Origin of the sequence: Arthrobacter sp. YD2 (genome assembly GCF_030410475.1) — a bacterium.
Classification (GTDB): Bacteria; Actinomycetota; Actinomycetes; order Actinomycetales; family Micrococcaceae; genus Arthrobacter_B; species Arthrobacter_B zhangbolii.
This window is the reverse complement of the sequence record NZ_JAUHHB010000002.1, coordinates 216,077-233,474: the sequence shown is the minus strand read 5'-3', so window position 1 is coordinate 233,474 and position 17,398 is coordinate 216,077. Positions and strand designations below refer to the sequence as shown.

21 protein-coding genes are annotated in these 17,398 nt (G+C 67.8%); 11 read left to right on the top strand and 10 right to left on the bottom strand.

The genetic code is table 11. From position 1 onward, the window contains the following. Positions 1-203: 203 nt before the first annotated feature. A complete protein-coding gene (locus tag QWJ37_RS07710) occupies positions 204-593 on the bottom strand; it encodes a VOC family protein (RefSeq protein WP_290244964.1) in 390 nt (129 codons plus the stop codon). Positions 594-719: 126 nt separating this feature from the next. Further along, complete coding sequence (locus QWJ37_RS07705) at positions 720-1,526, bottom strand: PIG-L family deacetylase (RefSeq protein ID WP_227927708.1); 807 nt, start codon at positions 1,524-1,526, stop codon at positions 720-722. Between the two features lie 125 nt (positions 1,527-1,651). On the opposite strand from QWJ37_RS07705, the gene QWJ37_RS07700 reads away from it, so the two are divergent. Further along, on the top strand, positions 1,652-3,103 hold the full coding sequence (locus tag QWJ37_RS07700) for a lipase maturation factor family protein (protein ID WP_290244963.1): 1,452 nt from the start codon (positions 1,652-1,654) through the stop codon (positions 3,101-3,103). Here QWJ37_RS07700 and QWJ37_RS07695 read toward each other — a convergent pair. The 3 genes from QWJ37_RS07695 to QWJ37_RS07685 all read right to left on the bottom strand — a co-directional run bounded on the left by QWJ37_RS07695 (position 3,078) and on the right by QWJ37_RS07685 (position 5,481). Continuing rightward, complete coding sequence (locus QWJ37_RS07695; RefSeq protein ID WP_290244962.1) at positions 3,078-3,860, bottom strand: winged helix-turn-helix domain-containing protein; 783 nt, start codon at positions 3,858-3,860, stop codon at positions 3,078-3,080. The two genes, QWJ37_RS07700 and QWJ37_RS07695, sit on opposite strands and share 26 nt — an antisense overlap. Before the next feature lie 100 nt (positions 3,861-3,960). Next, a complete protein-coding gene (locus QWJ37_RS07690; protein ID WP_290244961.1) occupies positions 3,961-4,692 on the bottom strand; it encodes a lipoate--protein ligase family protein in 732 nt (243 codons plus the stop codon). Positions 4,693-4,695: 3 nt separating this feature from the next. Continuing rightward, on the bottom strand, positions 4,696-5,481 hold the full coding sequence (locus tag QWJ37_RS07685; protein WP_290244960.1) for a thioesterase family protein: 786 nt from the start codon (positions 5,479-5,481) through the stop codon (positions 4,696-4,698). A gap of 98 nt (positions 5,482-5,579) precedes the next feature. Between QWJ37_RS07685 and QWJ37_RS07680 the strand changes: the two genes are divergently transcribed. Continuing rightward, positions 5,580-6,551, top strand: coding sequence for an aldo/keto reductase (locus tag QWJ37_RS07680; RefSeq protein WP_290244959.1), 972 nt, complete (start codon positions 5,580-5,582; stop codon positions 6,549-6,551). A gap of 37 nt (positions 6,552-6,588) precedes the next feature. On the opposite strand, the gene QWJ37_RS07675 is transcribed toward QWJ37_RS07680, so the two are convergent. Continuing rightward, positions 6,589-7,293, bottom strand: a complete 705-nt coding sequence (locus tag QWJ37_RS07675) for an SOS response-associated peptidase (RefSeq protein ID WP_290244958.1) — start codon at positions 7,291-7,293, stop codon at positions 6,589-6,591. Between the two features lie 103 nt (positions 7,294-7,396). Between QWJ37_RS07675 and QWJ37_RS07670 the strand changes: the two genes are divergently transcribed. Beyond that, positions 7,397-7,732: a hypothetical protein gene (locus QWJ37_RS07670; RefSeq protein ID WP_290244957.1), complete on the top strand. Its 336-nt coding sequence runs from the start codon at positions 7,397-7,399 to the stop codon at positions 7,730-7,732. A 58-nt stretch (positions 7,733-7,790) separates the two neighbouring features. Here QWJ37_RS07670 and QWJ37_RS07665 read toward each other — a convergent pair whose 3' ends face one another. After that, positions 7,791-8,309, bottom strand: a complete 519-nt coding sequence (locus tag QWJ37_RS07665; protein WP_290244956.1) for a hypothetical protein — start codon at positions 8,307-8,309, stop codon at positions 7,791-7,793. Between the two features lie 221 nt (positions 8,310-8,530). Next, positions 8,531-9,376: an aldo/keto reductase gene (locus tag QWJ37_RS07660; protein ID WP_227901644.1), complete on the bottom strand. Its 846-nt coding sequence runs from the start codon at positions 9,374-9,376 to the stop codon at positions 8,531-8,533. 151 nt (positions 9,377-9,527) lie between these two features. Between QWJ37_RS07660 and QWJ37_RS07655 the strand changes: the two genes are divergently transcribed. Next, the gene (locus QWJ37_RS07655) at positions 9,528-10,565 is read left to right on the top strand and encodes an NAD-dependent epimerase/dehydratase family protein (protein WP_290244955.1); all 1,038 of its coding nucleotides are present in this window, start codon (positions 9,528-9,530) and stop codon (positions 10,563-10,565) included. 41 nt (positions 10,566-10,606) lie between these two features. Continuing rightward, complete coding sequence (locus tag QWJ37_RS07650; RefSeq protein WP_227901641.1) at positions 10,607-11,239, top strand: TM2 domain-containing protein; 633 nt, start codon at positions 10,607-10,609, stop codon at positions 11,237-11,239. 39 nt (positions 11,240-11,278) lie between these two features. Here the strand turns inward: QWJ37_RS07650 and QWJ37_RS07645 are convergent, their stop codons facing one another. Continuing rightward, positions 11,279-11,425: a hypothetical protein gene (locus QWJ37_RS07645; protein ID WP_227901639.1), complete on the bottom strand. Its 147-nt coding sequence runs from the start codon at positions 11,423-11,425 to the stop codon at positions 11,279-11,281. 229 nt (positions 11,426-11,654) lie between these two features. Between QWJ37_RS07645 and umuD the strand changes: the two genes are divergently transcribed. The 4 genes from umuD to arfB all read left to right on the top strand — a co-directional run bounded on the left by umuD (position 11,655) and on the right by arfB (position 14,465). Next, positions 11,655-12,074 carry a translesion error-prone DNA polymerase V autoproteolytic subunit gene (gene umuD / locus QWJ37_RS07640; RefSeq protein WP_227901638.1) on the top strand — a complete coding sequence of 140 codons (420 nt, stop codon included), beginning with the start codon at positions 11,655-11,657 and terminating at the stop codon, positions 12,072-12,074. Beyond that, positions 12,067-13,371 (top strand): Y-family DNA polymerase, encoded by a 1,305-nt coding sequence (locus QWJ37_RS07635; protein WP_290244954.1) that lies wholly within the window; start codon positions 12,067-12,069, stop codon positions 13,369-13,371. Before umuD ends, QWJ37_RS07635 begins: the two co-directional genes overlap by 8 nt. Before the next feature lie 153 nt (positions 13,372-13,524). Then, the gene (locus QWJ37_RS07630; RefSeq protein ID WP_290244953.1) at positions 13,525-13,971 is read left to right on the top strand and encodes a hypothetical protein; all 447 of its coding nucleotides are present in this window, start codon (positions 13,525-13,527) and stop codon (positions 13,969-13,971) included. A 71-nt stretch (positions 13,972-14,042) separates the two neighbouring features. Then, complete coding sequence (gene arfB / locus QWJ37_RS07625; protein ID WP_227927695.1) at positions 14,043-14,465, top strand: alternative ribosome rescue aminoacyl-tRNA hydrolase ArfB; 423 nt, start codon at positions 14,043-14,045, stop codon at positions 14,463-14,465. 2 nt (positions 14,466-14,467) lie between these two features. Here arfB and QWJ37_RS07620 read toward each other — a convergent pair whose 3' ends face one another. Then, entirely contained in the window at positions 14,468-15,841 is a 1,374-nt protein-coding gene (locus QWJ37_RS07620; protein ID WP_290244952.1) for a CoA transferase, read from the bottom strand. A 107-nt stretch (positions 15,842-15,948) separates the two neighbouring features. On the opposite strand from QWJ37_RS07620, the gene QWJ37_RS07615 reads away from it, so the two are divergent. Next, complete coding sequence (locus tag QWJ37_RS07615; protein ID WP_227901630.1) at positions 15,949-16,782, top strand: SDR family oxidoreductase; 834 nt, start codon at positions 15,949-15,951, stop codon at positions 16,780-16,782. A gap of 30 nt (positions 16,783-16,812) precedes the next feature. Continuing rightward, a complete protein-coding gene (locus QWJ37_RS07610; RefSeq protein WP_290244951.1) occupies positions 16,813-17,382 on the top strand; it encodes a DUF1697 domain-containing protein in 570 nt (189 codons plus the stop codon). The last annotated feature ends 16 nt before the right edge of the window (positions 17,383-17,398 follow it).

Below are 17,398 nucleotides of genomic sequence, written 5' to 3'. Positions count from 1 at the left end.
AAGATCCACCACCCCTACGGTTCCAGAGCACCCACCAACGCCTGAAACTCGCCAAATCGGCCGCATGGATTCCAGTAAGACTCGCCCACAATAGCGCCCGCTGAGGGCAGCTAAAACGCTACAGCCCTACAGCCGCATGGGTCTTGCTGCCTCCACACGCGCGGGCCCATAGCGGCATGGCCGCTATCAGCCGCGGAGGAAGGTCAGCCGTCGCTGCCGGCAATCTGGATAAGGTTGCCCACGGTGTCGGAGAAAACCGCCGTCGTGACCGGTCCCATCCGGGTGGGCGGCTGCGTGAAAGCCACGCCCAGGTCCGACAGCCGCTGATATTCATCCTCCACGCTGTCCACGGCGAACGACGTGAACGGGATCCCGTCCGCTGCGAGGGCCTCCATGAACGGCGCGACGGCGGGATGCCCGGCCGGCTCGAGCAGCAGTTCCACCCCGCCGTCCTCCCCCGGCACCCCCACGGTCAGCCAGCGCGCCCCGCCCGCCGGCACGTCCTGCCGCGGTTCGAAGCCCAGCACACGGGTGTAAAAATCCAATGCCCTGTCCTGGTCGTCTACAAAAATGCTGGTCACTACAATCCTCATGTATGTTCCCTGCCTGTTCGGGTTTTCGGGGCCGGCTGGCCGGCGGATCCGGGTGTGCACGGCCAGTATCCGGCTTCACACGCGAAGGCGGGAGGGTGGAAGGCAGGTAATATAGTTCGGCGCAGCTTAGTCCAGCCCCTCGAAAACATCACCGAGCACCGGCGCCCCCGGTGGCCGCGGCGGCCATGCGATGACCAGCGGCTCTGCCCCCGACGTCCGCGACCACCCCGCGTCCTCCTGCGCGTCCGAAGGCACACCCGGGGACACCGCGTAGCGTTGGGTGCGGTGTTCCATCAGCCCTGCCACCACCCGCCCCGCGACGCTTCGGACGTCCACCTCGATCCCGATCAGCTCGTCCGGGACCGGACGCAGGTCATACACGCGGGCCTCGTTCCAGGGCTCCAGGCCGTGCCGGATACGGCCGCGGTTCCAGCGTTCCCAAGTGGAGCGCCGCATGGCGCCGTGCAGCAACCGCCGCAGCCCCGGTCCGCCGTCGGTACGCAACAGCTCGAAGGCTGCGTCGGTGGCAGCGCCGACGGCAATGTGATCGGGATGACCGGTGATCCCATCCGGACCAAAGGTAGCCACGACGTCGGGCCGTTCCTGCGCCAGGATCCCGCCGATGCGTTCCACCAGCTCGGTGCGCGGGACATCGCTGAGCGTCCCGTCGTCGTAATCCAGCCATTCGTGGCGGTCCGGAGGGCGGCCGTGCGCGGTCCACGCGGCCTCCATTTCCCGGCGCCGGACCTGGCCAAGCGGCTCATTCAGGGGAGGATAGGCAGGGTCTACTCCTCCTGCACCGCCGTCGGTCGCGTGGATGAGGACAAACCGGAAACCCGGATCGCGTTCATGCAGCGCCACCGTTCCAGCGAGTCCGTACGCGTCATCGTCGGGATGGGCGACGACGAGGGCAAGAACATGGGAACCACCCATGCCGGCACCTCCTGCAGTCCGCGGTTCCGCCACCGTTCCAGCCTAGGACTTCCTCTGCGGTCCGGCAGGGGTTTCCCGAAACCGGTTCGGGTATTCCGTTGCGTCGGGAGCTAGGCTGGGCTGCCATGGAGTGGTTCAGCGCCGGAGGCTATGAATTCGCGCGGCAGGTGCTGCAGCGCGGAATCGCCGCCGTCTTCCTGATCGGGTTCCTGAACGCGGCCTTCCAGTTTCCGGCCCTGCTGGGGGAACGCGGCCTGCTGCCCGCTCCCCTGTACCTGGACCGGATCAGGGGCCGCGGTATTCCCACACTTTTCCATTGGCGCTACTCGGACCGTCTCCTGCTCACTGTGACCTGGACCGGTGCCGCCGTCTCGACCCTGCTGGTGGCCGGAGTGCCACAGTCCGGGCCGTGGTGGCTGCCGATGGCGGCTTTCCTGCTGATCTGGGGGCTCTACCTGTCCATTGTGAACATCGGCCAGACCTTTTACGGCTTCGGCTGGGAATCACTGCTGCTGGAGGCGGGATTCCTGGCTGCGTTCCTTGGGTCAAACGACGTCGCAGCACCGGTGACGGTGCTCTGGCTGTTCCGCTGGCTCGTCTTCCGGCTGGAATTCGGCGCCGGGCTGATCAAACTGCGCGGCGATAGGGTCTGGCGGGACCTTACCGCCCTGTACTACCACCACGAGACCCAGCCCATGCCGAACCCGGCCAGCTGGTTCTTCCACCACCTGCCCAGGCCCCTGCATCGGATCGAGGTGCTCGGCAATCACTTCGCCCAGCTGGTGGTGCCCTTCTTCCTGTTCTTCCCGCAGCCGGTGGCCTCGGTTGCCGCTGCCGTCATCATCCTCACCCAGCTGTGGCTGGTGGCATCCGGCAACTTCGCGTGGCTGAACGTGCTGACCATCCTGCTGGCCTGTACGGCGGTCAGCGATTCCGCCGTCCAGGCACTGCTGCCGTGGGCGCAGTTCGGTTCACCGGACCCCGCAGCCACACCGGCGGTGTTCGTCGTCGTGGTGCTCGCCGCCACTGCAGCGGTGCTCTACTGGGCCTGGGCACCGCTGAAGAATCTCTTCAGCCGCAACCAGCTGATGAATGCCAGTTTCAACCGCTGGCACCTTTCCAATGCCTATGGTGCCTTCGGCAGCATCACCCGGCACCGCAACGAGGTGGTCATTGAGGGCACCAATGACCCGCCGGGACCCGGCGCCCGCTGGCGCGAGTATGAATTCCGGGGCAAGCCCGGGGATCCGCGCCGGCTGCCCCGCCAGTTCGCGCCCTATCACCTGCGCCTGGACTGGATGATGTGGTTCCTGGCCCTGGGTTCCTACGGCGCCTGGTTTCCCGAACTTCTCCGGAAGCTGCTCGCCGGGGACGCACGGACCCTGCGCCTGTTGCGCAGGGACCCGTTCAACGGCGAACCGCCCCGCTGGATCCGGGCGCAGATGTACCGCTACCGTTACTCCACTGCCGCTGAACGCCGCAGCGAGGGTGTCTGGTGGGTGCGCGAACCGGACGGGATCCTGGTGGATCCGATCGAGGGGCCGGGGCCGGTCAGGCGCCGACCTCCGGCTTGGTAAGAACCGTGTGCGTGGCGTGGTCGTAGAGGAAGCTCAGCGGACCGCCGGCATGCTCAATCTGGATGTTCCCGCCGTCGCGGTGTGCTCCGAATCCGTAGTTTTCCGCCCAGGAACCGTTCAACGCCACCTTGTACTCGTAGCTGCCGGCAGGCAGGTCCAGGGTCAGCTTCCACAGTTCGTCATGACGGTCAAAGCTGAACGTTGCTCCGGCCGGATCCCAGTCGCTGATACCCAGGGCGCTGCCGAAGCTGCCGGCAAGGGCAACGGATTCGGGCTGCGGGAAGGACGGTTCGTAGCCGTCGCCGCTGTCCCGGTGTGAACCGTTTGGCTCAGCGGGCACGGTGGGAACGGAAACTGCGTCCCGCACCACGTCCTCCAGCACTTCCGCTGCGGGCGGGGTCTTCCGTGCTGCCGACGGGGCGGCACCGTTGCCCTGCAGGGCTGCGGCGAGCCGGGTGGGTTCGGGGAAGTCCACCAGTGCCTGGCGTCCTCCGCTGGTGATGCTCCAGCCGGACCGGCCTTCCTTGAGGATCCAGCCGGCTTTGACGAGCTTGGTGGTGGCGTTGACCAGGGCGCGTTCCCCGCGGGTGGTGCCGCTGGCCAGTTCTTCGGCTTCCCGCCCGGTCAGCGGGACGCGGTGCAGGGCGGCGGAGATGACCGTTCCCCGGCTGACCTTGCCGGACGGGTCCTCTGCAGCGAGGATCTCGAGGACCGCCCGAAGCCGCAGTGCTGTGTTTTCAACGGTGTCTGAACCCAATGGAAATCCTTTGTGACGTGTGTACTGATCAGCCTGCTGTCAGTTTCCTACCCTAGTCCGGGCACTTCCAGGCGGGAAGCACCGCCGGGCCGGTGTTGCGTCACATCACCTGCCGCAGCGCCTCGAAATCCCCGCCCGCCAGGCGGGCGTACCCGCCGTAGGCCTGCAGGACCGCGTCTTCCACGTCCGCCACCGACAGGCCGGGCACCAGGTCCCGGGCGGCGCCGGCGGTCCGCGGATCCCAGCCCAGTCCCAGTTCGGCGTAGCAGTCGGTCAGCACCCTGCGCAGCGGGGTCCCGTTGCCTACCACCAGCACCGTGGAGAACAGCCAGGCGCCGGCCACCACCCGCTGGGCGGTGCCGGCGAGCTTAATACGCTCCCCCGCCGGGCCCTCGCCGTACACGGTGAACTCGCCCGGACAATACTCACCGGGGATTTCGCCGACGCCGGTCTTCAGCCCGGCCTTCTCCAGTGCCCCGGCCAGCAGGACGCCGAAGTCCGCAAACCGGCCGCGCGAGCCGGTGAGGGCGTCGGCGTCGGGTTCCACATGGTCCAGGACCAGACAGTCGGAGTGGTAGGCGGCGGCCCGCCCTCCGGCTTTGCGGACCAGGGGCTCAAAGCCGTGCCGCCGGCAGGCAGCCTGGGCGGCGGCGAAACCGGGAAGTTTCGCGTCCCGCTGCCCCAGCGCCACCGTGGGGCGGGGCCGATAGATCCGCAGGGTGGGTTCCAGCGCCCCACGGCGGGCGGCATCGAGCATCGCCAGCGCGAAGTCCAAATCCGCGGCGGCGCCCAGCGATTTCTGCTGGCGGACCACCGTCAGGGCGCCGGACACTGTCTAGGCTCCGCCGAGCGGCCGGACGGTGAGGATCTGCTCGCTGCGGCCGAACGGGCCGTGCTCGTCATGCAGGATCGCCGAGGTCAGCCCGATGCCGTCCGTGCCGAAGGTAACCTGCGTGTCCAGGCCCAGCCACTCCCCCACCGGATCGCGGTGCAGGTGCAGCTGCAGGTCCACGTTGGGGAACATGTAACTGTCCCCGCCCGGCGGCACACGGGTGGAGATGCCGTTGGCGGTGTCCGCCATGCCGATCAGCCGGACCAGGTCGGAGGTGGGCATACCGTCCACCATCTCGTGCGGGGTCCGGAGCCAGGCCCGTCCGCGGCCGGGGCGGAGCCCGGGCAGGGCACGCATCTCCACCGATTCGATGAAGGCGCCCGGCCATGCGGTCAGGCCCTCGCGGGTGCCCGCCTCGGCGGGGCCGGGCATGGTCCCGTCCTCCACCGCGGCCACCTCCGACGTCGTGCCCCGGGCCAGCCGCCATGCGGTGGCCCGGACCGCGGTGCGGCCGTCCGCGACCATTTCGGCCTGCAGCAGTTCGATGGTGCGGCCGGGGCGCAGGAGCGAGGTCTTCACCTCGAACGTGCTGCGCGGAATCAAACCCAGGATGTCATAGCTGATGCGGGCCATCCGCAGGTCCGGCCGCGGCTGGAACTGCTCCAGGCAGTGCGCCAGCAGACCCGAAATGGGCGCCATGTGCTGCTCCTGCGGGTTCCAGGCACCCTGGGTGTGGATGGTTGCTTCATAGACGCCGTTGCCCAGTGAGCGGTAATACGATTCAGCCACGTGCTTTGCTTCTCCCTGCCGTTCGGAATTGGCTTTCAGGCTACCCCAGCACAGTGACCGGTCTGGCCTGGGGTTGCGGTGCGGGTCACAATGGCCCGATGGAATACACCCATCTTGGCCGCTCCGGCCTGTCCGTTTCCCGTTTCTGCCTGGGCACCATGAACTTCGGCCCCAAAACCGACGAGGCGGACGCGCACGCCATCATGGATTCCGCCCGGGACACCGGCATCAATTTTTTCGACACCGCCAACGTCTACGGCTGGGAGCGCAAGGGCTGGACGGAGGAGATTGTCGGCCGCTGGTTCGCCAAGGGCGGCGGCCGCCGCGAGGACACCGTTATTGCCACCAAGCTCTACGGCTCCATGAGCGAGCGCCCCAATGACACGTTCCTGTCCGCCCTGAACATCCGCCGCGCCCTGGACGCCAGCCTGAAGCGTCTGCAGACGGACTACATAGACCTCTACCAGTTCCATCACATCGACCGAAACACTCCCTGGGACGAGATCTGGCAGGCCATGGAAGTGGCCGTGACCCAGGGCAAGATCATCTACAACGGCAGCAGCAATTTCGCCGGCTGGCACATTGCCCGGGCACAGGAGAACGCCGGGCGGCGGAACTTTGCCGGCCTGGTCAGCGAACAAAGTATCTACAACCTGATCAACCGGACCGTGGAGCTGGAAGTCATTCCCGCCGCCCGTCAGTACGGGCTGGGCCTGCTGCCCTGGTCACCGCTGCAGGGCGGGCTGCTGGGCGGGATCCTGCAGAAGGAGGCCGACGCCGGCGGGCGCCGGGCCGAGGGCAGGGTACGTGACCTGCTGGAGAAGCACCGGGGGCAGATCCGGGAGTACGAGGACCTGGCCGCCGAACTGGAGATCCGTCCGGGGGTCCTGGCCCTGGCCTGGCTGCTGCATCAGCCTGCGGTCACGGCTCCGCTGGTGGGACCGCGCACCCAGGAACAACTGGATGAGGCGCTCCTGGCCCTGGACGTGACCCTGGACCAAAAGACCCTGGACCGGCTGGACGAAATCTTCCCCGGCCACCGCACAGCACCGGAGGACTACGCCTGGTAGCCGGCCGGCTCAGGCGCTCGCGGGCACGCGCTCACCCTCACGCGCTCGCAGGCTCAATCAGTTCCGGGCCGTTGTTCCGCACGGAGTTCACCTGGCTGGAGACCACCCGCGGGGTCAGGACGGGTTCGGGCACGGCGTCGAGCAGCTGCGCAACGTCGCTGCCCCCGGTCAGCTTCGGGTCGAGCCAGTCCGCGTAGAGGTCCGGCGGGATGATCAGCGGCGTCCGGTCGTGGATGTGGCCCAGGGCGTCGGTGGCCTGCGTGGTGATGATGGTGACGCTCAGCAGCCACTTGTGCTCGTGGTCTTCGGGCAGTGCCGGGTCGGGCCAGAACTCGTAGAGACCGGCAAAGGCCAGCGGATCCTGTTTCTCCGAGTACAGGTACGTGGGGATCTTCCCGTCGGCGGTTTTCTCCCACTCGTAGTAGCCGTCCGCGGGCACCAGGGCCCGGCGCTTAACGGCGGCTTTGCGGAAGGCGGGTTTCTCCAGGATGGTTTCCCGCCGGGCGTTAATCATCCGTGCTCCGATTTTGGGATCCTTGGCCCAGACCGGCACCAGGCCCCATTTCGCCGTCGCCAGCCGGCGGACCGGCTCCTCCTGCCGGAACCGTTCAGTGACAATCCGCACGTCATCCGTGGGCGCCACATTCCAGGACGGCAGCACATCCGGGCCCACCGACTGTTCGACGGCGAACGCTGACACGAGGTCCGACGTCGCCCTGGCCATGACATAGCGTCCGCACATGGCACCCATTGTGCACCATGGTCCGCCCGGCCAGGAGCGGCAACCCTCCCCCGCACGGCAGGAACGGTTACTTTCTTTCGAACATATGTTCTATTTTTAAAGCATGAACCAAAACGCTGCCGAGCGGCTCGCTTCCCGCTTGGTCCGGCGGGCAGAGCCCATCGGCCTGACGCCGGAGGAGCTGGACTTCGAGCACAATCCGGTCACCACGTCGGTGCCCGGCGTGCCGGTCTGGGCCTGGATCAGGTTTCCCGGAGCGGCCGAACGGGTAAAGGGTGAGGCCTGCAGCTGGTCCTCCCGGGCAGTGCAGGTGCTGTGGGAGGACGCCGGCCTGCGGCGGGCCACCTGGGTGTGGGCCTCTGCCGTGACCCGGCGGGAAAACAACAGCCGCAAACAGGCGCTGGGCGACAGGACGGTCCGGGACCGGACTCAGGGCTGAAGGACGCAGGGCTGAAGAACGCAGTGCTGAACGATCCAGCGGTGAAGGACGCAAACCGCTAAGGTGCCGCCCGGCAATTGATTTCATGCAAACCCGGCCAGACTGGATCGCCGTTGCTGTGAAGGAGGAGCGAACCGCCGTCGGAGTGCCACTTGAGCTCATAATTTCCACTGCTAACCGGCTCGTACCCGTCATCGGCTGTCCAGGAACTGACTTTCCAGCCGATGCCGGCGGCGTTGACGACGTAGACCGTACCGCTGCCGGCAAACAGGAACGAGACTTCGCGCACTGCCACACGGCAACCATCGCTGTTGGCCGGTGAGAGGACGTGATACTTGGCGCTGGAAACATCATCCAGTGCGCCCAGCCCGCTGAAGAGGACCGAGACAACCGCCGGCAGGGTCACGAACCAAGGCCACCGGTTGCGCCGGTTCCGGCCCCTGAAGGTAATTGATGATCGCCGTCTGGACGAATCCACTTTCAGCAACACCATGGCGGTCAGGAAGAGAACACCGCCGACGGCCCACCCGGGCACCGCCTGCTGACCAAGGACGAACAGAAATCCGGCCCAGCCCATAACACTGCACAGTGGGGCGAGCACGAGCAAAATAACTGAAGCCCGGAAGAGCCTGGACGAAGGCTCCGCCCCAACCCCGACTGGTCCCGCGGCCCCGGCTGTTGCGGAAGCCCCGTCTAGTCCTGAAGCCCCGGCTCCACGGGCATCACCTGGTCCCACGATCCTCCTTCATCAGCGGTGGCAGATTCCCGACCCCGGACACGTATGCCGGGCGCCGCCCCTCAGTATTGGCTGAAATCGGCCGTCGCCGGGTCCGCACCCAGCCGGCTGCCCTCGTCCAGGCCGTCCAGAACGTCCAGGTCCTCCTGGGCCAGGTCCAGCTGTGCGGCGGCCAGGTTTTCCCGCATCCGCGCTGAATCCGCTGATTTGGGAATGACGATCCTGCCCGACCCCAGATGCCAGGCCAGCACCACCTGGGCCGGTGTGGCAGCGTATTTATCCGCGAGCGCGGTAACTTCGGGCGCGTCGAGGCCGGTGCCCTGCCCCAGCGGCGAGTACGCCTGCACCGCTATCCCCCGCGCCGCGGTCTCGGCGGCGAGCGCTGCCTGGCGGAAACCGGGATGAAGTTCAATCTGGTTCACGGCCGGCAGTATCCGGCTCTGCTCGGCCAGGGCGTCAAGATGCTCCACCAGGAAATTGGAGACGCCGATGGCCCGCATGAACCCGTCCTGATAGAGGCCCTCAAGTTCCTTCCAGGCCTGGACGAAGCGGCCCTGCGACGGGACCGGCCAGTGGATCAGGTAGAGGTCCACGACGTCGAGGTTCAGAGTATGCCGGCTCTCCAGGAACGCCGACCGGGCCCGGCCCTGGTCCCCGTTGCGCAGTTTGGTGGTCACAAAGATCTCCGAGCGCGGAATGCCCGACGCCGCGATGGCCGCCCCCACTCCGGCTTCATTGCCGTAGGCTGCCGCGGTATCGATGTGCCGGTATCCGGCGGCGAGCGCGTCCTCGACCACTTCCTGCGTCCGCTCCGGCGGAACCTGGAAGACACCGAACCCAAGCTGCGGAATGGGCACTGAATTGCCCAGTGTCAGATCCGGGACAGGGATGCCTGGGCTGTCGGTCATTGCGTCGCCCTTCCTGGGAGTCCGCCCCGGCCTGTGGCTTAGGCTGGGTGCAGTTGGGTGCCGGGAACCTCCACCTAAGCCCGGCTTCCCGACCCCGTCAAGGAGCGGGCCGGAGGAACTTCGGTCATGGACCTCTCGAGTAAGGCATCGCGTGGCATTGAATCTGCTCTTCATCGGCGGGACCGGCGTGATCAGTTCCGCCGCCGTCGCCCGCGCCCGCAGCCTGGGGCACCGCGTGGCCGTACTGAACCGGGGCGTCTCCGGGGCGCGCCCGGCACCGGCCGGCGTCGAGCATCTCAGCGCCGATGTGCGGGATCCCGCCGCCGTCCGCGCCGCCGTGGGGAACCGGGAGTTCGACGCCGTGGCGGACTTCGTGTCCTACACTGCCGGCCATGTGGCCGCTGCCGTGGAGCTGTACCGCGGGCGTACCGGGCAGTACGTCTACATCAGTTCCGCCTCGGCGTACCAGAAGCCGCCGTCGCAGTTGCCTGTCCGGGAGTCCACCCCGCTGCGTAATCCGTTCTGGCAGTACTCCCGGGACAAGATCGCCGGTGAGGATGTCCTGGTGGAGGCTTACCGTGCGGAGGGGTTCCCGGGAACCATCGTGCGCCCTTCACATACCTATGACGCGACCAAGGTGCCGCTGATCGGCGGCTGGGCCGATATCCACCGGATGCGGGCGGGGCTGCCGGTTCTGGTGCACGGTGACGGCACGTCCCTGTGGACGCTGACGCACAGCCGGGACTTTGCCACGGGGTTCGTCGGACTGTTGGGCCGGCCTGCCGCCGTCGGGGAGAGCTTCACCATCACCTCCGATGAGTTCCTGCCGTGGGATGCCGTCTACCGCACCCTGGCCTCAGCGGCGGGGGTGCCGGAACCGCAGCTGGTGCACGTGGCGTCCGAGACCATCGCGGCCCATGATCCGGGGCGCGGCCCGGGACTGCTGGGAGACAAAAGCCATTCCTCCGTCTTCGACAACACCAAGATCAAGGCCCTGGTTCCCCAGTACTGTGCGGCCATTCCCTTTGCTGCCGGCGCCCGCGAAATCCTGGGCTGGTATGACGCCCATCCGCAGGCGCAGGTTCCGGACGCGGGCTGGATGGATGTCAGCGACCGCCTGGCTGCGTGGGCCGGCGCCGGCGCGGCCGACGGCAAGCGGCGGAAGAAGTCGCCGGCAACCGGTGTTTGACTGTTAGAGTGCCTGCAAGAGGCCAAATGAAAGGCAACAGCATGTCGGATAAAAACCCGTTTGCGGGACTGGGTGACGGAGCACGTTCCAATTCCGGTCCCGACGGCGACCAGTACGCCTACCCGCAGTCCAACGAACCGCGGCCGGCACCGCGGCCTCCGGAGTCCCCGGCCCCGCAGCAGGCACCGTATCAGCAGTACCCGAACCAGCAGCAGGGCCAGTATCCGGCCCAGCAGTACCCGGGCCAGCAGCAGGGCCATGCCTACCCCGGCCAGCACCAGACGCCGCCGCAATACCCCGGCTATCCCGGCGGCCAGCCCCCGCAGGCCTACCCGAACCAGGTCCAGAACTACCCCGGCCCCGGGCAGCACCACCCGCAGCCCGGATACGGCCAGAACCAGTTCGGTCCCGCCCCGTACGGGCAGGGACCCTATGCACAGGGTTACCCGTCCCAGAAGTCCCGGGTGGTTGCCGGTCTGCTGGGCGTATTCCTCGGCGCCTTCGGGGTGCACCGCTTTTACCTGGGCAACTCCGGCATCGGCGCAGCCCAGGTGGTGGCGACCGTGTTCACCGGCGGCTTTGCCGGCGTCTGGGGATTTGTGGAAGGCATCATGATCCTCTGCAACGCCCAGCCCTTCCGCACGGATGCACGCGGCATCCCGCTCAAGGGATAACGCGACGCAGGACTGTCCCGTCCGACGACGGCGGGACAGTCAGCCCTGCATGTTACGGCGGTAGCGGTGCTCCAGCAGCAGGCGGGCTCCGTTGACCACCAGCGTTTCGACCGGCACCCCCTGTTCCTCGGCCAGTTCCTCCAGTTCCCGTCCCAGCTTCGGCGGGATCTGTACCTCAATGATCATGGCTTAAATCGTATAGCCGCCATTGGCCCCTTCCTGACGGAACGTCCGTCAGCTGCGTCACCCGGCAGTGTGCTCCGGCCGGGTAAGCCTGCCAATCAGCGGCACGGATACCCGAAGACGGACCCGCCCGGCTGCCGGACCGCCACCGCTGCCCCCGCCCCGACGTCGGCGGTGCTAGTCTGGACATTCGAACGTTTGTTCTAGTGCAGCCCGGCGGGAAGGCGGATACATGGCGGTGTTTTCAGCAGACCGTTCCCGCAGGACAACACCGCCGGCGGAGTCCGACGCCGCAACGGCAGCCGGCTTCCCCAGCCCCGCCCGCGACTATTTCGACGGCCGGATAGACCTCAACCGGCACCTCATTCGCGACCCCACTTCCACCTACGTGGTGCGGGTGGACGGCGATTCAATGGCGGGCACCGGTATCTGCAGCGGAGATGAACTGATCGTGGACCGCTCACTCACTCCGCGGGACGGCGCCGTCGTGGTTGCCGTGGTGAACGGTGAGCTGGCGGTACGCCGGCTGCTGCTGGACGGCGGCCGGATCCTGCTGCGGGCGGACAGCCCGGGGTATGCGGACATCGAGGTGGCGGAACCGTCCGAACTCTCGGTATGGGGCGTTGTGACGCGCTGCCTGCACCATGTCTGACGCGCCCGGGACGGCCGCTTCCGGCGAACGGATTGCCTTGGTGGACGTGAACAGTTTCTACGTCTCCTGCGAGCGCGCCTTCGACCCGAAGCTTGCCGGCGTGCCCGTGGTGGTGCTCTCCAACAATGACGGCTGCGTGGTGGCCCGCTCGGATGAAGCCAAGGCCCTGGGCATCAAGACCGGGACCCCCTGGTTCCAGCTCGCCGAATCCGCCCCGCAGGCGGGCCTGATCCAGCGCTCCAGCAATTACGAGCTCTATGGCGACCTGAGCTCGCGGGTGATGGAACTGCTGGGCCGTTATGCCCTCTGGCAGGAGGTCTACTCCATTGACGAGTCCTTCCTTGGCCTGGCCGGCACCCCCGCCGAACTGGACGCCCAGGGTGCGACCATCCGCGCCGCCGTCGCCCGGCACACCGGCCTGCCCGTCTGCGTGGGCATCGGCAGCACCAAAACCCTGGCCAAGTTCGCCAACCGGATCGCCAAACAGAACCGGCACCTGCAGGGCGTGTGCAACCTGGACACCATGGACCCCGCCGTCGTGGACACCATCATGTCCCGGGTACCGGTGACCGGCCTGTGGGGTGTGGGCTCCCGGCTGGGGGTCCGGCTCGCGGCACTGGGAATCGAGTCCGTGGCGGACCTGCGGGCGGCAGACCCGGCAATGATCCGGCGCAAATTCTCGGTGATCCTGCAGCGCACGGTGCTCGAACTCAACGGGATCTCCTGCATCCCGCTCGACGAACGCGCGGACCGCAAGCAGCTCATCTTCTCCCGCAGCTTTTCCACGCCCGTGACCACCCTGGCGGATATGCGCCAGGTAATGAGTATCTACGCGCAGCAGGCCGCAGCGCGGCTGGAGCGGGAAGGCCAGCAGGCCTCCGTTCTGACCGCCTATGCGGGAACCTCGCACTTCAGCACCTCCGCTGCGTCCTTCCCGTCCGCCACCGTCCGGCTGGCCGCCCCGACGTCGGACCCGGTCCTGCTCAGCCGGGCCGCGGTCAACGCTCTGGACGCCCAGGTGGTCGAAGGCGTGCCGTACACCAAGGCCGGGGTGATGCTCAGCGGGTTGGAGGCCGCCGGAGCGCAGCCGCTCTTCGAGGAATTCGTCTCCGCCCAGGAACGCCGGAACCTGGGCGAGCTGCTGGGCCGGGTCACGGACAAATACGGGGCGGCGAGCATCGGCCTGGGCATCGCCGGGATGGCAACCGCCAAACCCGAATGGACCATGTCCCGCAAATACTCCTCCCCGCGCTACACCACCGAGTGGAGCGAGCTGCCGGTAGTGAAGGCGAACTGAGCGGATACCTGCGCCCTCCCAGCCGCATAGGTAGTCTTCCTGACTGAGTGCCGCTGACAGCCCATGGCCCGGCGGGGTAGCCTGCCGACTCAGGAGCAGGGCGGACTCCATCCGCCCGCCGGCTCCTGTCTCGCAGCCGTCCCGGGGGTTCACATGGAAGTATTCTGGCCCGGCGCCGTCATCGGCCCGGTAGTTATGCTGCTCTGCTTCATCGGCTTCAGGAAACGCGAGGCGCTGGCCCGGGGTTTCTTTGCGGGGCAGGAAGCCCTCCACGGAACGCAGCGGGCCAACCGCATCATGGGCGAACCCGCGGCACGGCCGGGCAGGCTCACGGCTCCCCTGCTGGGCGGCATGGCGCTGGGCGCAGTGTTCTTTGTCCTCTCGGTCACCGGAGTCCTGGCGACGGACAGTCCGGCGGCCCCGGCCCCTCCCCCGGGCTTTTTCCTTCTCGCGGCTGCGGGCATCGGCTTTGGCGCGTCCGCCATGGTGTATGTGCTGACCCGGAAAGGACGCAAACCCGTAAGGGCACTGCTGTGGGCACTGGTCCTCTCCGGGATGGCCTGCATCCTCCTCGCCGGGGTGCTGTTCCTGCGCCAATGATGCTGCCGGCCGCTTGATATCCCGGGACGGCTGATATCCGGGTACGGCCGGTTCCATGCGAGGCTGTAACCATGGATCTGGTGGTATCGCCTGCGCTCACAATCCCGGCAGCGGAGCTCACCTGGCGCTTCTCCCGCTCCTCGGGTCCGGGCGGCCAGCACGTGAACACCTCCGACAGCCGGGTTGAGCTGTTGTGGAATGTTGCCGGGTCGGCGGTGCTTACGGAGGAACAGCGCGGGATGCTGCTCGGGCGCCTGCAGAACCGGCTGGTTGCCGGCGTACTCACCGTGACGGCGTCGGAACAGCGCTCGCAGCTGCGCAACCGCGAGACCGCCCTGGCCAGGCTCGCAGCCCTGGTCGCAGACGGGCTCGCCCCCGCACCGCCGAAGCGGCGCAGGACCAAACCCACCCGGGGCTCGAACTACCGGCGGTTGGATGCCAAGAAACAGCGCTCAGCGACCAAGCAGCAACGGCGGCGTCCCCCACGGGATTAGCATCACCGCCAGGCCAGGTCCGCGCTGCCATAGCGCGGCGGAAGCCAGGGATACTCAAGCTGGTGACCGTTGATCTGCAGCGGCGGCGGTACGTAGGTCAGCGACCCATAGTCTCCAAACCCGCTGCGCAGCGCCGGACCGGGCAGCGCCGCAGGCTCTGTCCCCGGCGGCGGACCGGGCAGCGCCAGCAGTTCCTGCGCCGTCCGGGCCAGCGAGAGGTGCGTTGAACCCGCGACCCCCTGCCGGCGCGCCGCCACCAGGGCGAGCGCGGCAGCGGACATTCCCAGCCCGGTCGCGTAGTCCAGGGCCTGCACGGGGAGCGCGCCGGGCCGCCAGCCGCCGTCTTCCCCGGCACCGCCGTACAGGTACGAGATACCGGTGGCAGCCTGCACAATACTGTCAAAACCCCGCCGCTCCGCCCACGGCCCCCGGTCGCCCCAGGCGTCCAGGGACACCACGGCCAGCTGCGGGTACTCTGCCCGCAGCGAGGCCGGGTCCAGGCCCAGCCGGGCCATCGATCCGCCGCGGTAGGCGGTCAGGACGACGTCGGCCTGCGCCAGCAGGGCACGCAGCCGGCGGCGGGCCTCCGCACCGGCGAGGTCCGCAACGGCGCTGCGCTTGGCGAATCCGGTGTCCACGTACTGGTCCTCCAGTTCCGGAATGGCCGGCGGATCCACGCGCAGCACATCGGCGCCGAGTGCGCCCAGAAGGCGGCTCCCCGAAGGGCCGGCGATGACCCGGGTCAGGTCCAGCACGCGCAGCCCGTCCAGGGGCCCGGCGTTTCCGGGGCGGGGCGGCAGAGCAGGATCCACTGCGTCGAGCTCCAGCCGCAGCCAGGGTTCGGCCTGCAGGACACGCCCCTGCTCCGAGTCCGCCCATGCCTGCGGTGTCCGCACCTCGGCTGCCAGCCCGCCGTGCGCCGTTACCACCGCTTCCACCTCCGCCGAGGTACGGCCCCGGACCGCGGCGTCCACCTCCCCGGGGTGCTCCGCCCCGAGTGCCGTGAACAGGGCCCGTTCATGGTGTGGATAGTTCGCATGCAGCCGCACCCAGCCGTCGGCCGTGGGGCGGAACCCGGAGAGCGGAGCGAACCCCTGGGCCTGCCTGTTGTTGATCCGCACGTGCGCGTAGGAAGCGAAGGCGGCAGCAGCGCCGTCGGACGTAAAACTGATCCGCGTCCCGCGACCAGTAGACGACGCGTAGGCGGCGACGGCGGCAGCCAGCATCTGCAGGGAACCCAGCGCGAGCCCTTCAACGTCCAGCCGGCCCGCCCACCACCAGCGCCGCCCGGACCAGGACACGGCGTCCCCGGCCTGCTCCGGCAGCAGGCGGGCCAGGCTGTGCAGCAGCGGCGGTACTCTCCCGGGCAGGCTCATGAAAGGATTATGCACCCGGCGCAGCTTCCGGAAACCACCGGGTTTAGGCTTGGCACATCGGGGCGGTTCCCGACCCTCGAAAAGGCATTCCCGGACAAAGGAGCATCATGGCAGCGGATGTACTGGTAATCATTGGCGTGGGCGGCATGGGACTGGCCGTGCTGCGCCGGTCCGGGGCCGGCCGGAAGGTCCTCCTGGCCGATTTCAACGAGGACCTGCTCGAAGTGGTGCATGCCGCAGCGCTCGGCGAGGGGTTCGACGTCGTCTCCGCCCAGGTGGATGTCTCCTCCCGCGACTCGGTGGCGTCCCTTGCCGCCACTGCGCGCGAGCTGGGCACCGTGACGGGCGTGGTGCACACGGCCGGGCTCTCCCCCGTCCAGGCCCCGGTGGAGGCCATCTGGAAGGTGGACCTGTTCGGTGTGGCCGTGGTGCTGGAGGAATTCGAGAAAGTGATCGCTCCGGGAGGTTCCGGCGTCGTGATTTCGAGTATGGCCGGATACCTGGGCGGCGGCGGGCTTTCCGCAGAGGATCTGGCCAGCCTCGCGGCCAAGCCCGCCGATGATCTCCTGCAGCTTCCGCTGGTTGCCGGCATCGATAACCCGGGATATGCCTACAGCGTGGCCAAGCGGGCCAACCAGGTCCGGGTCCAGGCCGCCAGCCCGCGCTGGGGTGCCCGCGGGGCACGGGTGAACAGCATCAGCCCCGGGGTCATTGCCACCCCGATGGGCCAGCAGGAACTTGCCGGAGAATCCGGCGCACAGATGCGCGCCATGATCGAGGGGTCCGGCACCAAGCGGGTAGGCACCCCGGCAGACATCGCCAATGCGGCTGCCTTCCTGCTCAGCCGCGACTCCAGCTTCATCACCGGCACCGACCTGCTGGTTGACGGCGGCGTTGTGGCCGCCGTTGAAACCGGCGGGCGCAGCAGGCTGGCCGGCTAGGTGTACTGAGGCGGCCAGGAAGGCGGCTCCATGACTGAGCAGCAGGGACCGGATGCGGAGCACACCCCGTATCTGGCCCTGCTGCGCGGCATCAACGTTGGCGGCCGCAACAAGGTGCCCATGAAGGCCCTGAAGGGACACCTCGAGGACCTGGGCTACCGGGACGTTTCCACCTACATTGCCAGCGGCAACGTCCTGCTCTCCTCGGATCAGGACGTTGCCACGGTGGGGCGGGGCATCGAGGCAGCGCTGACCCGGCACTTCGACCTTGACGATGAACTGATCAGGGTCCTTGTCCTGACCCGGGATCAGCTGCAGGCGGTGGTGGACCGGAAGCCGGAGAACTTCGGCGAACGTCCGGACCTGTACCACTCCGATGCGGTTTTCCTCATGGATATCGACGCCGGAACCGCCATGGGTGCCTTCCGCCCCCGGGAGGGCGTGGACACGGTCTGGCCCGGCGACGGCGTGATCTACTCCCAACGGCTCAGCGCCGAGCGTACGAAGAGCCGGCTGAGCGCGATTGTTGCATCCCCGCTGTACAAGTCCATGACCATCCGCAGCTGGAACACCACCATGAAGCTCAGGGACCTGTTCTAACCGCTCAGTGTTAGGG

What these genes read in the sequence shown, in the direction of transcription:
- QWJ37_RS07710 (WP_290244964.1), bottom strand. Translation starts at nt 593, where the DNA reads ATGAGGATTGTAGTGACCAGCATTTTTGTAGACGACCAGGACAGGGCA.
- QWJ37_RS07705 (WP_227927708.1), bottom strand. Translation starts at nt 1,526, where the DNA reads ATGGGTGGTTCCCATGTTCTTGCCCTCGTCGTCGCCCATCCCGACGAT.
- QWJ37_RS07700 (WP_290244963.1), top strand. Translation starts at nt 1,652, where the DNA reads ATGGAGTGGTTCAGCGCCGGAGGCTATGAATTCGCGCGGCAGGTGCTG.
- QWJ37_RS07680 (WP_290244959.1), top strand. Translation starts at nt 5,580, where the DNA reads ATGGAATACACCCATCTTGGCCGCTCCGGCCTGTCCGTTTCCCGTTTC.
- QWJ37_RS07675 (WP_290244958.1), bottom strand. Translation starts at nt 7,293, where the DNA reads ATGTGCGGACGCTATGTCATGGCCAGGGCGACGTCGGACCTCGTGTCA.
- QWJ37_RS07670 (WP_290244957.1), top strand. Translation starts at nt 7,397, where the DNA reads ATGAACCAAAACGCTGCCGAGCGGCTCGCTTCCCGCTTGGTCCGGCGG.
- QWJ37_RS07665 (WP_290244956.1), bottom strand. Translation starts at nt 8,309, where the DNA reads ATGGGCTGGGCCGGATTTCTGTTCGTCCTTGGTCAGCAGGCGGTGCCC.
- QWJ37_RS07660 (WP_227901644.1), bottom strand. Translation starts at nt 9,376, where the DNA reads ATGACCGACAGCCCAGGCATCCCTGTCCCGGATCTGACACTGGGCAAT.
- QWJ37_RS07650 (WP_227901641.1), top strand. Translation starts at nt 10,607, where the DNA reads ATGTCGGATAAAAACCCGTTTGCGGGACTGGGTGACGGAGCACGTTCC.
- QWJ37_RS07645 (WP_227901639.1), bottom strand. Translation starts at nt 11,425, where the DNA reads ATGATCATTGAGGTACAGATCCCGCCGAAGCTGGGACGGGAACTGGAG.
- umuD (WP_227901638.1), top strand. Translation starts at nt 11,655, where the DNA reads ATGGCGGTGTTTTCAGCAGACCGTTCCCGCAGGACAACACCGCCGGCG.
- QWJ37_RS07635 (WP_290244954.1), top strand. Translation starts at nt 12,067, where the DNA reads ATGTCTGACGCGCCCGGGACGGCCGCTTCCGGCGAACGGATTGCCTTG.
- QWJ37_RS07630 (WP_290244953.1), top strand. Translation starts at nt 13,525, where the DNA reads ATGGAAGTATTCTGGCCCGGCGCCGTCATCGGCCCGGTAGTTATGCTG.
- arfB (WP_227927695.1), top strand. Translation starts at nt 14,043, where the DNA reads ATGGATCTGGTGGTATCGCCTGCGCTCACAATCCCGGCAGCGGAGCTC.
- QWJ37_RS07620 (WP_290244952.1), bottom strand. Translation starts at nt 15,841, where the DNA reads ATGAGCCTGCCCGGGAGAGTACCGCCGCTGCTGCACAGCCTGGCCCGC.
- QWJ37_RS07615 (WP_227901630.1), top strand. Translation starts at nt 15,949, where the DNA reads ATGGCAGCGGATGTACTGGTAATCATTGGCGTGGGCGGCATGGGACTG.
- QWJ37_RS07610 (WP_290244951.1), top strand. Translation starts at nt 16,813, where the DNA reads ATGACTGAGCAGCAGGGACCGGATGCGGAGCACACCCCGTATCTGGCC.